Here is a 13,643-nt window from a genome sequence, read left to right as displayed (position 1 = left end):
TTTACACTCCATCAAGTTCTGTTTAATGATGAATCAGACGGCTCAGGAACAGGCGTGCCCGCTCTTCACCCGGATTCTGAAAAAACTCGGCAGGCTGACTGTCTTCTAAAATCTGTCCTTTGTCCATGAAAATGACGCGATCCGCTACTTCACGGGCAAAGCCCATTTCATGAGTCACAATGACCATGGTGATGCCTTGATGCGCGAGCGAACGTATAACATCCAGTACCTCCCCGATGGTTTCGGGATCAAGAGCGGAGGTAGGTTCATCAAACAGCATAATTTTCGGATTCATCGCGAGACCACGGGCGATAGCAACCCGTTGCTGCTGTCCCCCGGACAATTGGGCGGGGTAGCTCTGTGCTTTGTCCTCGATTCCAACACGCTTCAAATAGGTGGTAGCTGTTTGGGCAGCCTTTTCCTTCGAGATGCCCAGCACCTCCATGGGTGCGAGTACAATGTTTTCAATTACCTTTTTATGGGGATACAAATTGAAATGCTGGAATACCATACCGATATTGCGCCGGAAGGCGTTAATATCAATCTTTTTGTCATGTACAGGTATCTCGTTGACGATCAGCTCCCCATCCGATATGGTTTCCAGACGATTGATGCAGCGTAGCAGGGTGCTTTTACCCGAGCCGGAGGGTCCGATGATCACGACGACCTCACCCTCCTTAATCTGAAGATTGATGTCTTTAAGCACATGGAAGTGACCAAAATGCTTGTTGACGTTGCGAAACTGGATCAGAAGCCTCACCCCTTTTAGGAATGGATACATATTTTGGTAGACTGGCTGGCATGATCAAGCTCTATCAATTTCAAAATGTTCTCTCATGACACTATAAGCTTACAATAAAAAACAAGATTTTATGTCATAAAACTTCACGAATAATATATTTTTATGTAATTATTTATGAATACATGGCTATTTTCACATGAGAATGAGCAAAAATGCACAATCTAATGTTATTAAATTTCACACGAAACAACGTCCTTCGACATTCCAAGGAAGAACGTGACAAAAGCAACGCTATGTTTTACAGTAGGGGAGAAGGAATTCAGGGTAAAGGAAGGTTAGTGCAATGACGAAAGCTATTTCACCGCTGGTAACCGCATTGGGGATGGAACCCCATCCGGAAGGCGGCTGGTACAAAGAGATGTGGAAGGCCCATTTTCAAATTCCGAAGCCTGTACTGCCGGATGTGTATTCCGGTCCGCGCTTTGCAGCTTCATCGACGTATTTCTTGCTGCATCCGGGCGAGTTCTCCGAGTGGCATGTTGTGCATTCGGATGAGCTGTGGCTGTATCATAGCGGGAGTCCTGTGGAGTTGAAATTGGGTGGAAGCGGAGAACAACCGGGTGAAGAAACGGTAATTATCGTCGGTGCTGATGTGGAGGCAGGACAGCATCCACAAGCGCTGGTACCGGGCGCAGTATGGCAAACGGCACGTCCGCTTGGGGATGAGCCTGTGCTGGTCACCTGTGTCGTTGCGCCGGGATTCCACTTTGACGATTTCAAGCTGATTGCAAAGGGTCCTACCGGTCCAACTGAATAATTGTAATGATGTGTGCATTTGGCGGGTGTATTTCTGTAAATCAACAGGAATGGCCCGCCTGATTTATATTCTCTGCTGATTTTTCTTAAGAGGAGTTACTGCTACAGATCAGTTGTTTTCAAAAGCTCGTTCTGCTAATGCGAGAGCCTCCTTATAACAGCTATCGGATAGCATGCCGTCATTTAAAACAATCTCCCTTCCTCGCTTTGCCTAAGCTGAGAAAGGGAGATTGTTTGATTATTTAATTTTTTTATTTTTATGCATCCGTCTGTATTTCAAATAGGCACCCAGAAGAATGAAAGACATTCCGCTCAAATAGAAGGGAGCAGGACTGTTTTCTCCTGTCTGCGGTAATTTATTTACCTGCGGAGTGTGATCTGGATTACTTGGGTTCTCGGGGTCCTCAACAGGGAACTTGATGCCTCCTTCGGGTACAGGCTCATCTTCAATCTCTACAGGTGGATACGATTCCTGAGGAGGATCAATCTCTGGCGATTCCGGCAGCGCATTGGGTTCTGCAGGAGGCTGCTCAATCACTGGAACACCCAATGGCACATCTTCATCTTTAACGATCTGTGGTTCATTGGTTACAGGCTTAACGGGCACAATCGTCGTTTCTGTGGGTTCGGGATCTTTATCGCGTTTTTTACCTGAACCCGGATCAACAGGGGTCTCTTTTCCATTAGTTACCACAATCTGTTTAATACCTGAGCTTTGTCTAACTGTGGCGTCTATTTTGACTGCTGTCTTCGAGACTGTTATTTTATAGCCTACTGGAGCCGCAAGTTCTTCCAGAATGTAATCATCATAAAGCAATGAATTGAACAGAATTCTCCCGTCTGCATTGGTGGTTTGAATGAGCGGGGCTCTTTTTTGGCCCTTATCGTAGAGTGCAAAGCGCGCTCCGGGCAACACCTTGTCAGGATGATCCTGATCGACCTTGGTCACTTCCAAGCTTCCTGTTGTTCCTCCCCCTGAGCCGGAGCCAGAGGATGTCCGCACGGTGATTTCCTTGCTGGTTTCTCTCATTTCCGTAGTCAAGCGGTCGCCCTCGAAATAGACGCTGTTGCTTACTTTCGCTTTGTCATCCGCATGAATGAAGGATTGGTATTCCAGTATATAGCCAGATGAAATGGCCTGCGTGAAGCCAAGCTTGAAGGATTGCTGACCTTGATCGTTTGTCGTAATTTTCAGCTTGTAATCCTGATCTTTGACTAATTCAGTGTCTTTGGCAACCTCTCCATTGGTGGATAACTTGGTGGAATACAAATGAAAGGAATCTTCAATTAGAATTTGATTGCTGCTGGGTGTATCCACGATTTTGGCGTTGGAGACATAAGATTGCCCTTCATTGATCCGGATCTGCCAGTCGATCTTATTACCATTCTGGCTACCGGATTTCGTGACGTATTCTCCCCCATGAGGCACAGCTACCTTGGCTGTCCACTCGGAGACGATGTTTTGTCCATCCCTTAGCAGAGCCTTATTGTTGATTTCTTTATCAATAAGCTCTCCCTCCAGTGTGGTCTGGAAAGTGATCCAGTAGGGAGTGTTGATCTGTTCATTAAAACGGATACGCAGCTCATTGCCGTTATCAGCGGTGGGAAGAACAAGGGTGTATTGGTCTGCTGGCAGTTCAGCTCCCTTTTCCACACCATTCCACCATCCGAGCAGTGTCATGTCATACACTTTGACAGAGCCGGGAACCAGCTTCTGCCCTTGCTCCAGCGTATCCTTTATTTCAGCCTGATTCAGGACTTTACGGTTATAGTTCGTCAAGATGTCCCATGTGATGTGCTTGGAGGTGGCGTTATAGCTTCCTTGCTTGGCACCGTTCTGCTGTGTCAGATTGTCAGGCCATAGCCGGGCCTCGGCTTCAGCAGAGTAAGCTGTTTCCTTTTGCACCCATGAGATGGAAGTTTTATTCCAGAACTCCGGTTTGCGCGTATCTTTTTTCCATTCATTATTAAACGTTGTTGAATAGCTGATGGTATACGCATCCTGGATCGTTTTATGGAAACGTATCGTGAATCCTTGCTTATAGTCTTGCGATAAAGGAATCAGTTCATAATCTGCTGGTGATGTTAGTGTTGATTTTCCGTCCGCGCTTTGGATCTTTAATGTATCCGGTAAGAGAGCCAGACCGCCATTTGGAAACGTATCGTTGATAACAACCTGATTCATCGTGTATTTATCCGTATTGATGGCAATAACCCAGGGAATGGTTTTTGTGTTGTAGTTCGGTTTCTTATAGCCTTTAACAATGACCGCGCTTTTTAGCTGGGTGGTGGTATCTTTGGTTACTCCATCAGACGTTACGGTATTCGTAATCCGTTCATTTTTAAGTACACGATCTATCGTCTTGGTTTGATAACGGATCGTATATGCTGCCTCCACATCGGAGTTGAAGCGTAAATCGAAGCCGTTGGTTGTTTCATGGCTAACCAGTGAGACGGTATATTCGGAGGATGAAAGTTCCTCAGAAGTAGCTCCTTTGTACACTTTAAGTGAACCGGCCACGAGCCGCTGGCTTTTGTTGAAGCGGTCAGCTAACACGGCCTTTCCGACGGGGATTTTCTTTTCACCAAAATTATACTGGATCGCCCAGGACACCGTTTGAGTAACCGGGTCGTATTGCTCCACTTTTTTGGACAAAAATTCACCGCGTTGAACGGTTACTGTAGCTGTAGCAGAAGCGTCTTTCGTATTTTTGCCTGAAAAAGTGGCTGTGTTGGAAAAACGGGATTCTTCACTGGTGATGTTTGTGGAGTATTGGATTCGGTATGCGCTGCGGATGTTTTCATCTTTATAACGGATGATGAAGCCGGTACCAGCCGAATCGGCTTCCAGCGTATACTTATCCCTATCCACTGGATCGCGCAGCAAGGTTGAACCATCCACATTGATTTGCAAATGGTATAACCGGATAGAGTCCCTTACCAATTCCAATCCTTGGGGAGTCGGGTCGGTGACTACAGCATGTTGAACCGTATTCAATTGTTTATTTACGTCAATCGTCCAATCAATCTGGTGGGTTCCATTGGCTTTCCCTTGCTTATCCAAGGCAGGGCCTGCTGCAGGCTTGATATTTACGACGGCTGTTTGTACTCCACCCTTGATCGGGATGGCAATAATGACCTCTGTACTGCCTTTTTCTATTTGCTTGCGGAACTCGGTCTTAACCTCCAGCTTTCCGCTGACGTTGGAATGGCTCTCCACGTAATCGTGAAAAGTCATGACCACTTTGCCTTGGCGGTCTACCTTGAAGCGGCCAACATCTCCATCTGTCGTAATCAAAGGAGAGGAGATATCTGTGTAGATTTCAAATTGCTCGGGCAATTGAAAGATAAAGGTGTCTCCGGCTTTGTACGTATGGTTGGGAAGCTCCCAGTCATAAATGAGATGGACTGCCTCGCCAATGTCCAAGCGACTATCGGGATTGTATACCGCATCAATCACTTGATCGGTCGCATCGGTCAGGGTAAGTTTCGTTAAAATACTCGCTTGAGCAGCTTTTTCAGAATTTGTGGCGGCCGCTGCTTGAACAATAGGAGCTGGTAGGGGAGGAGGCTTCTGTTGTTCAGGCTCTATTACTGATTCTGTTTTTGGTGCTACGATTTCATATACATCATTTGTAACGGTTTGCCCTGTCTCGGTTCCAGCAATTTCCGGCTGATCCGGGGCAGGGATTTGAGCATAAGCTTGTGTGATACCAAAAAAGCTTTGTAAAATGAGCAATAATGCAATAATCGTTGCATTCCATTTTCTTCTCATACTCTAATCAAGTCTCCTTTCTAAAAATTACTGTATATTGTATTCATGTCCGGGCGTTTATAGCATCCCTCCTTCTTTCCCGGAAGTAATATATTCAAGGACTAAGAGTCTGTTCAATGAAATATAGATAAACCCTAACGCTGCAAATGAGTGTAAGTAAATCTGAGTAGCAAAGGGGATTGGGATATGGGGAACAGATCCAGCTTTAGGTGTTTTGTTGGGCCTGAACAATGAGGCGATGTGTCGGATTTACAAGAGGGTCACATGTAATTAATGTAAGCAGCTTTTGATTTTTGAAGCTTTTCAGAACGGAGACGTCTGTAGGAGCGACAATCGAAATTTTATAGACTGTATAGCTATATTGTTCACCCCGAGTATTAATAATAACTTTATCTCCAATCTTTACCTCATTCAGCCGATTAAATAAACGTCCTGCTGTACGCGCACGGTGGGCTGCTATGGCGGCGTTTCCGGTCTGGCCCAGAGCTGCCGTTTCCGACATATGTACAGATGCGTGCTTCATATTATCCCGAGTTGCACCCTCCAGCACAGGAAGCTTCAAATCAATGCGATTAATGCTAATGGTGGCAATGGGGAGTTGCTTAGAATCTGTTTCATTTGCGGGTACCGAAGGACCTCGTCTGGTTTCGATTCCCGTGTTTTCTGTAAGCTTGCTGGACAAGCGCTTATAGCCGTCGATAATGCTAGGGTTCAAAACCTCTGATTCTTTCAAAAGCTCGCTCTGCTTCCGATCTTCGTTCCATTCATTGGCTTTAGGAAACAAAATAATGAGTAATCCCAAGGCGATGAACAAGTATGATAGCTTACGCAATCTAAAAACCTCCTAACATATGTATGGTGTATCGCGTATTGATTTTAAAAATCCCCCCTTTCCCATTTAGTATAGTCTGAGAAAGGGAGGGTAAAATTATTTTTTGCCCATCTGTCTATATTTCAGATACGCGCCACAAATGATCATAGCTAGACCTGTTAAATAGAAGGGAGCAGGGCTGTTTTCTCCTGTTTGTGGCAATTTATTTGCCATTGGTGAAACATCTGGATCTTCCGGTACATCAACAGGAACTTTGATTCCACCACGAGGCAGAGAGTCGTCATCACTTTCCACGGGGGGATTAGGTTCCTTATTAGGTTTAATGACTGGTAATTTCGGTTTTGCTTTCGGTGCAGGTGTAGATTCAGGCACAATACCACCGGTTGGCAGGCCCCCATCATCATCCGTCTGTTCTTTATTAGGTAGTGATTCAGGCACAATGCTATCTACTACCGAGCTCTTATCATCCACAGTCTGTTCTTTATTGTCCACTAAAGGAATGGATATAGACGGCGTAGTTGTTGTTTCAGAATCTTTGTCGCGTTTTTTGCTTGATCCCCCCGGGCTGGTAGGCGTACCTGGATTGGTAGGCGTACCTGGATTGGTAGGCGTACCTGGATTGGTAGGCGTACCTGAATTGGTAGGCGTACCTGGATTGGTAGGCGTACCTGGATTAGTAGGCGTACCTGGATTAGTAGGTGTGCCCGCATCTGTGGTGTTTTCTCTTTTGTTAGTTACCACAACCTTCTTTATGCCGGCGCTTTGTTTGATCGTGTCGTCTATTTTGATTTCAAGCTTACTATCCATTATTTTATAGCCTTGGGGAGCTACAAGCTCTTCCAAGATGTAATCATCATGGAGCAATGAAGAGAATACAATCTTTCCTTCCGCATTGGTAGTTTTAATGATTGGGGCTCTTTTCTCCGCTTTATCATAGAGTGCGAATTTTGCTCCGGGCAGCACCTTATCAGGCTCATCTTGATCGACCTTTGTAATTTCGAGGCTTTCTTTAATACCGCTGCCTGAGCTGGAGCCGGAAGAAGTCCGCACAATAATTTCTTGATTCGTCTCCTTCTGTTCTGTCGTTAAGCGATCCCCTTCGAAGGATACTTTGTTGCTCACCTTTTCTTTGTCAGCTGCATCAATGAACGCTTGATATTCCAGGATAAAGGCGGAGGAAATATCCTTCGTAAAAGCAAGCTCAAACGTTTCCTGACCTTGAGCATCTGGCTTGAAAATGAGCTTGTAATCAGGACCTCTGGTTAGTTCTACGCTCTTGGTAACCTTCCCGTTTTCAGACACTACAGTTGAATACAGATGAAAAGAATCCTCGATCAGAATCTGATTGCTGCTGGGATGATCCACAATTTTGGCATTTGTTACTTGAGACTGTCCTTCATTTATACGGATTTCCCAGTCCATTTTATTCCCGTTTTGGCTGCCGCTTTTAGAAACATATTCCCCCCCATGAGGTAAGGTTACTTGGTCTGACCATTCTGAGATTATACTTTCTCCATCCAGAAAAAGGGCCTTATTGCGAATTTCTTTTTCAATAAGTTCTCCTTCCAGCGTGGTTTGGAACGTAATCCAATATGGGGTTTGGATCTGATTTTTAAATTGAATACGCAACATATTGCCATTTTGTTCGGATGGAAGAATAAGTGTGTACTGGTCTGCTGGTAATTCGGAGCCCTTTTCCACGCCGTTCCTCGATCCAGACAGTGTCATGTTGTACACTTTAACGGAGTTTGGCAGTAGCTTCTGACCTTGCAGCAAGGGATCCTTTATTTCCGGTTGTTTCAGGGTCTTACGGTTATAGTTGGCCTTAATGTCCCATGTGATGTGTTTGGAGTTGGCATTGTAGCTTCCTTGCTTGGCTCCATTCTGCTGCGTCATGATGTCCGGAAAGAGCCGGGCGTCTGCTTCTGCAGATTTTGAATCTCCGTCCTGCTGCCATTCAATGACGGATTTATTCCAGAACTCAGGCTTTGTCGTATCTTTTTTCCAGTCATTATTGAATGTGGTTGAATATTTGATCGTATAAGTATCTTTAATCGATGTATGGAAAATGATATTAAATCCTTGTTTATAATCCGTTGATAACGGAATAAGCTCATAATCTGCGGGGGCTTGAAGTTCCGTCTTTCCGTCAGCGGATTGGATTTTCAAAGTGTTCGGCAACAAGGCTAGGCCGTCGTTGGGAAATACATCCTTGATGACGATATCGTTCATAGTATATTGATCTTTATTGATGGTAATAACCCAAGGTATGAATTTGGCGTTGTAGTTCGGCTCCTTGGATTCTTTAATGATAATTCCACTTTTAAGTTGTGCGGTGGCATCCTTAGAGACTCCGCCTGAGGTCACACGGTTCGTTATCTTATCATCTTGATATACACGTGCTTTGGCTTTCGTTTGATAACGAATGGTATAGGCTGTATCCACATCGGAGTTGAATTGGAGATCAAAGCCGTCTCTGTTCAGATCATTCGTAACCGGAGAGACGGAATATTCTGAGGATGGAAGTACCTCTTGAGTGTCGCCTTTGTATATTTCAAGTGAATCGGGGAGCCATACCTGACTGTTGTTGAACCGATCACTTAACAAGGCTTTGTCGGCAGGTATCTTCTTTTCGCTGAAGTTGTACTTGATCACCCAAGATACCGTTTGTGTAACAGGATCGTAACTTTCCACCTTTTTGGACAAAAATTCTCCGCGATCAACTTGTACGGTAGCGGTAGCAGAGACACCATTCATAGAGTCTCCAGAAAAAGTAGCTGTGTTGGAGAAACGGGTTTCGTCACTTGTAATATCTGTGGAATACTGAATCTGATAGGCTTGGCTAATGCTCTCGTCTTTAAAACGGATAACAAAGCCTGTACCGGCTTGATCTGGTTCGAGCGTATACCTATCCTCACTAATCTGGTCCTTAACTACTGTCGAGCCGTCAATATTGACTTGCAGATTATACAGTTGGAAGGAGTCTCGCAACAGCTTCAGCCCTTGAGGAGTCGGGTCTGTTAGGATAGCATTCTTTACGGTGTCCAATTGTGTATTCACATTAATGGCCCAGTCAATCTTGTTTTTGCCGTTAGCTTTTCCTTGTTTACTTATCGGGGGCCCAGAAACGGGTTTGATGTTGATGACGGATGTTTGTACCCCTATTTTAATTGGAGTCGCAATAATGACCTCTGTGCTGCCCTTTACAATTTCTTTACTGAACTCGGTTTTTACTTGCAGTTTTCCGATTACGTTGGAATGATTCTCTACGTAATCGTTAAAGGTCATAATGACCTTCCCTTGACGATCTACCGTAAAGGTACCAACCGCTCCATCTGTTGTAATCAACGGAGACGAGATATCTGTGTAAATTTCAAATTGTTCCGGTAAGTTAAAGGTGAAGGTATCTCCTGCTCTATACTTATTGTCAGGAATCTCCCATTCATAGCTCAACTGGACTGCTGCACCAATGTCTACACGGACGCTAGGATTATATACAGCATCAATAATACAGCCGGTTTCATCCGTCAAGATCAGCTTGGTTAAAATGGAGTTCCCTAATGGTTCAGGATTTGGGATACTGTATACATCTTCCATAACTGTATTCGTAGGATTGCTTACAGCGCTTCCCGGTACAGCTGTGGTCGAAGTTTCTGCGTAAGCCAGCGCTGCACTAAAAAAGCTTTGGAGAATAAGCAATAGCACAATAATCGTTACGTTTATTTTTGTTCTCATACTCTTAGTCTCCTTGATATTATGGAAAGTACCCGGGCGGATTTGGTTCCCCTCTCTTTCTTGTCCCGGAATTAGTATATTCAACACGATAGGTTTTGAATGATTGACTAAGTATACAATACCTTCCTTATCTTAACAAGAATAGAAGAAGGCCCTGATCGCAGTGATCAGGGCTTTCTAAGAGAATTAATATTGCTTTGTTTTTGTGTATTTGGAGGATTCTTTGGCCATTGCAAACTTCTGTTTTCCGTCTTTTAGAGCGGCATCTACTGTAGTGTCAATGATAATCCATTGATTGTTGATATTGACTTCATTCCAGGCGTGGTAAGTATTCACATAGGAGGATTCACCCATAACCAGCTTGGTTGGAACATCCACACTTCGAAGCATGGCGGCGAACAGTGAAGCGTACCCATAGCAAATATCTTTTTGCGAAACTAGTGTACGGTCAATTTGTGGAAGATAGTCTGTTGATAAGGAAAAAGGGTGGTTGGAATCGTATTTAATATGACTAATGACATACTCGTAAATACGTTTCACCTTTTCATTATCTGTCGTTGCACCCTTGGTTAATTCCTTGGCTTTCCGGATCGCCTGATCCGCATCGCTCCAGTCAATATTTTGAATAGAATTGAGGTATATGGTTTTACTGTCATTCAAATTTAACTGGACCGTTTCTTCACCTAACACTTTATACTGATTATCAGTTAGCTGCTCCAATAAACGAATGTTATAATTGCCATTGCCCATTTGAAGAGCGAATGTTTCCTCAGGTTTGCTCGAATTCAGATAATAAGAGTATTTCTCCCCATCCTTGGTAATTACGATCTTGGTTTTGACATTGGACTTGACAGGATAACGTATACTAACAATACCGTGGTTTACGTTATTTTGGTTCAGCCACTCCTGACTTCCGGCAGCAAATACTGTCGTATGTAGAGAGAGAGTTAACAAAAATACTAAAATGAGTGGAAAATATGACAATTTCCTCATAGAAAAACTTCCTTTCGGCGGCCAGGCTGCCATCTTAATGAAGAAGGCCCTATAGCTTTGCGTCCCTGTCTTTCGACAGGTTTGCTATTATCGTATAAAGTTTTTCAGGAAAAAAACGCGACAAAGAGCCTCTTCAACCGATAGCTGGCTGCCATCTTAAAAGAAGGCCCTGTAGCTTTGAGTCCCTGCCTTTCGACAGGTTTGCCATTTATCCTGAACAGTCTATATCTATCATTCTATCAGTTGGGCTCCCGATCAGGCAAGCACAATCTCAGATGTTCTCTGTTTCTCGACAAAGTCGTCGGATAGATGAGATTATAGTTTTGATCGATTCCCCCATTTTTTCCGGAAGGAATGCGGGGTTTCTCCGACATGTTCCTTGAATAGGTTGATAAAATGGCTGGTGTTGGGAATCCCTGCAAACCGTGCGATATCCACAATGGATTCGTCACTGGTTTTAAGCCAGCCTTGAGCCGCTGTGATGCGAACATTAATGAGATAATCGATAGGAGAAAATCCGATCTGTTTCTTGAAGTTTTTAGCGAGATTAAATTTGTTTAACTTAAACATATTTGCCAGCGAATCCAGCGTAATTCGTTCACTGTAGGATCGCTCCAAATATTGCTGAACCTTGCGTACCTCGGTGATCGTATTCTGGTTTAGATACGGATGATCGTAGGGGTGCTGCAAGATATACGTCAGCAACTCACTGATGAGTCTGGATGTCACCAGTTCAGCAGAGAGAGTTCTGTCAGATTGTACGCATAACAGGGAATGCAGCTTGTCCAATATGGTGCATGGATCGTTGAGTGATATTACAGGCTTGTTGTGCTTGGCAAATTGTTCGTAGAAATTGTCGATCAGATTGCCGTACACATTTACACTGATAAACTCCCATGCTTCATGACCAGCGGTGCTGTACTGTACGTATTCCTCACAATTAACGAAACACATATCATGAGGCTTCAATATGTGTTTTTTCTCCCGGTACAGCAATTCCCCTTGGCCTGATAACGTAAAAACGAGCAGAAACGAGGTGAGTTCCTTCCGTTTCATGGCATAAGCAGATGTTTTGTTGAAATAACCTATCTCCTGTATATAAAAAAGGGATCGCTTGGCAAAAGCGGAGGGAGTACGTGCAATGACGGCTGGATCGCTGCTCCAAGGGGTCCCATTCTCGTTGTTTTTTTGGTCTGTTGTCATATCCAATTCCTTTACAAAAGAGCAAATTTATCAAGCTAGTCGCTATTTGTTTAACAAACAAAATGGTGATTTACACATGGTTTCCTATTAATACGGTTTATTTTATCACATCACCTAAATGCATGTAGCGAATAATATTTTGAAATATTTTTTTATTCTACTCCGGTGCGTTCTAATATAATAGGAAATAGAGTAACGTTAGCTTTGGAATTCATACGGGCAATGATATGATGGGTAATACAGATATAGGGCTTCACTTACTCGACAGTCAGTTTGGAGGATTATAGGATGGGAAAACCCAAAAATACAAAAACCGCAGCGGCTTGGTCGCTCGTTATTCTGGGAGCGGGCTTTGCAGCTATGTTGCCTTTTCAGCAATATAGCTGGGCTCGGTTGCTAGCAGGTGCTTTCGAGGCTGGGCTTGTCGGAGGACTGGCGGACTGGTTCGCCGTCACGGCATTGTTCCGCCACCCGCTGGGCATTCCGATTCCGCACACGGCGCTTCTTCCCAAGAACAGGGACAAGCTCACGAGTACCTTGGTGAGTACGGTGGAAAATAACTTGCTGGGCAAAGAAAGTATCGCATCTAAAATTGCCGATATCCAGCTGGCCGATTTGATGCTGGATGGTGTGGAAAAGGGCTTGCCCACGCTGGAAGCGGCCGCATCTATAGATGTTCTCGCCAAACGACTGGTCCGGTCGCTTCCGCTTGCGGAGCTGGCTCCGGTAATTGCGGCCGAGATCAAGCGACAGGTGACAGATTTCGACGCCGGACCGCTGCTGGAGGCGCTTGTCCGTCAAACCGGTGAGAAGGGCTATGACCGCCGCGCGCTGGATTACTCGCTGGAGCAGGCTGAATCCTGGCTTTTGAAGCCGGAAACGGGCTACACGCTGGGTACCTTGGGCATGCAGGCTGTCAGCGGCTTGCAAGTGAGCGGGCTGATGCAATTTGCCCTGAACGCGTTCCTTGGCTATCTCAACGAAGAGCGCATGGGTGAAATGATTCGCCATTTCCTGCTGGATCAGGTGGCGGAGCTGCAAAGGGAAGAACATCCCCGCCGGCAGACTGTTCTGGATGGTCTGAAAACACAGCTGACCCGTCTGGCGACGAAAGATACGGTTCAGGAAGGATTGAACAGCTGGAAGAACAACCTTGTTGATACCTGGGAAGGTGATGCGTCGGTGCTCAGTAAGATAGAAGAGCTGCGCGTACGCTTATTGGACTATATGGAAGACGGTAGCTATGTACCGACCTATATTTTGCCGCTACTGGATCGGATGCTAACTGACTTGAGAGGGAATACCGAGCTGCTAGATAAGATCAATTCTAGAATTGTGGCAGGCATTACCGGGCTGGTGGAAGCCAACCACAGTCGGATTGGTAATCTAGTACGCGAAAATGTAGATAAAATGGATAACGATTCCCTGATTGCTCTGATGGAGGACAAGCTGGGACAGGACTTGCAGTGGATACGTATTAACGGCGCGGTTACGGGCTTCCTGATCGGTATTGTCCTGACAGGTATCCGTATGCTGATCAGTTGATT

General features: G+C 44.9%; 8 protein-coding genes and 2 riboswitches. Of the genes, 2 read left to right on the top strand and 6 right to left on the bottom strand.

The features are described from left to right. Positions 1 to 22: 22 nt before the first annotated feature. A complete protein-coding gene (locus ACWGOO_RS20670) occupies positions 23 to 781 on the bottom strand; it encodes an amino acid ABC transporter ATP-binding protein (protein ID WP_452486506.1) in 759 nt (252 codons plus the stop codon). A 304-nt stretch (positions 782 to 1,085) separates the two neighbouring features. Between ACWGOO_RS20670 and ACWGOO_RS20665 the strand changes: the two genes are divergently transcribed. After that, complete coding sequence (locus tag ACWGOO_RS20665) at positions 1,086 to 1,559, top strand: cupin domain-containing protein (RefSeq protein ID WP_452486504.1); 474 nt, start codon at positions 1,086 to 1,088, stop codon at positions 1,557 to 1,559. A gap of 237 nt (positions 1,560 to 1,796) precedes the next feature. Here the strand turns inward: ACWGOO_RS20665 and ACWGOO_RS20660 are convergent, their stop codons facing one another. The 5 genes from ACWGOO_RS20660 to ACWGOO_RS20640 all read right to left on the bottom strand — a co-directional run bounded on the left by ACWGOO_RS20660 (position 1,797) and on the right by ACWGOO_RS20640 (position 12,096). After that, positions 1,797 to 5,333 carry a collagen binding domain-containing protein gene (locus ACWGOO_RS20660; protein ID WP_452486502.1) on the bottom strand — a complete coding sequence of 1,179 codons (3,537 nt, stop codon included), beginning with the start codon at positions 5,331 to 5,333 and terminating at the stop codon, positions 1,797 to 1,799. Between the two features lie 205 nt (positions 5,334 to 5,538). Then, positions 5,539 to 6,165 carry a class D sortase gene (locus ACWGOO_RS20655; protein ID WP_452486501.1) on the bottom strand — a complete coding sequence of 209 codons (627 nt, stop codon included), beginning with the start codon at positions 6,163 to 6,165 and terminating at the stop codon, positions 5,539 to 5,541. Positions 6,166 to 6,261: 96 nt separating this feature from the next. Continuing rightward, positions 6,262 to 9,900, bottom strand: coding sequence for a collagen binding domain-containing protein (locus ACWGOO_RS20650; RefSeq protein ID WP_452486499.1), 3,639 nt, complete (start codon positions 9,898 to 9,900; stop codon positions 6,262 to 6,264). A 186-nt stretch (positions 9,901 to 10,086) separates the two neighbouring features. Then, positions 10,087 to 10,893 carry a transglutaminase domain-containing protein gene (locus tag ACWGOO_RS20645; protein WP_452486497.1) on the bottom strand — a complete coding sequence of 269 codons (807 nt, stop codon included), beginning with the start codon at positions 10,891 to 10,893 and terminating at the stop codon, positions 10,087 to 10,089. Positions 10,894 to 10,906: 13 nt separating this feature from the next. Further along, positions 10,907 to 10,989, bottom strand: a riboswitch (cyclic di-GMP riboswitch). 40 nt (positions 10,990 to 11,029) lie between these two features. Then, positions 11,030 to 11,109: riboswitch (cyclic di-GMP riboswitch) on the bottom strand. 99 nt (positions 11,110 to 11,208) lie between these two features. Then, entirely contained in the window at positions 11,209 to 12,096 is an 888-nt protein-coding gene (locus ACWGOO_RS20640; protein WP_452486495.1) for an AraC family transcriptional regulator, read from the bottom strand. Positions 12,097 to 12,384: 288 nt separating this feature from the next. On the opposite strand from ACWGOO_RS20640, the gene ACWGOO_RS20635 reads away from it, so the two are divergent. Next, entirely contained in the window at positions 12,385 to 13,641 is a 1,257-nt protein-coding gene (locus ACWGOO_RS20635) for a DUF445 domain-containing protein (protein ID WP_452486493.1), read from the top strand. The last annotated feature ends 2 nt before the right edge of the window (positions 13,642 to 13,643 follow it).

It is taken from the genome of Paenibacillus sp. NPDC055715, from assembly GCF_053617595.1.
Note: the sequence above shows the minus strand (reverse complement) of the source record. Positions and strands in the feature narration are given on the sequence as shown.

What these genes read in the sequence shown, in the direction of transcription:
- ACWGOO_RS20670 (WP_452486506.1), bottom strand. Translation starts at nt 781, where the DNA reads ATGTATCCATTCCTAAAAGGGGTGAGGCTTCTGATCCAGTTTCGCAAC.
- ACWGOO_RS20665 (WP_452486504.1), top strand. Translation starts at nt 1,086, where the DNA reads ATGACGAAAGCTATTTCACCGCTGGTAACCGCATTGGGGATGGAACCC.
- ACWGOO_RS20660 (WP_452486502.1), bottom strand. Translation starts at nt 5,333, where the DNA reads ATGAGAAGAAAATGGAATGCAACGATTATTGCATTATTGCTCATTTTA.
- ACWGOO_RS20650 (WP_452486499.1), bottom strand. Translation starts at nt 9,900, where the DNA reads ATGAGAACAAAAATAAACGTAACGATTATTGTGCTATTGCTTATTCTC.
- ACWGOO_RS20645 (WP_452486497.1), bottom strand. Translation starts at nt 10,893, where the DNA reads ATGAGGAAATTGTCATATTTTCCACTCATTTTAGTATTTTTGTTAACT.
- ACWGOO_RS20640 (WP_452486495.1), bottom strand. Translation starts at nt 12,096, where the DNA reads ATGACAACAGACCAAAAAAACAACGAGAATGGGACCCCTTGGAGCAGC.
- ACWGOO_RS20635 (WP_452486493.1), top strand. Translation starts at nt 12,385, where the DNA reads ATGGGAAAACCCAAAAATACAAAAACCGCAGCGGCTTGGTCGCTCGTT.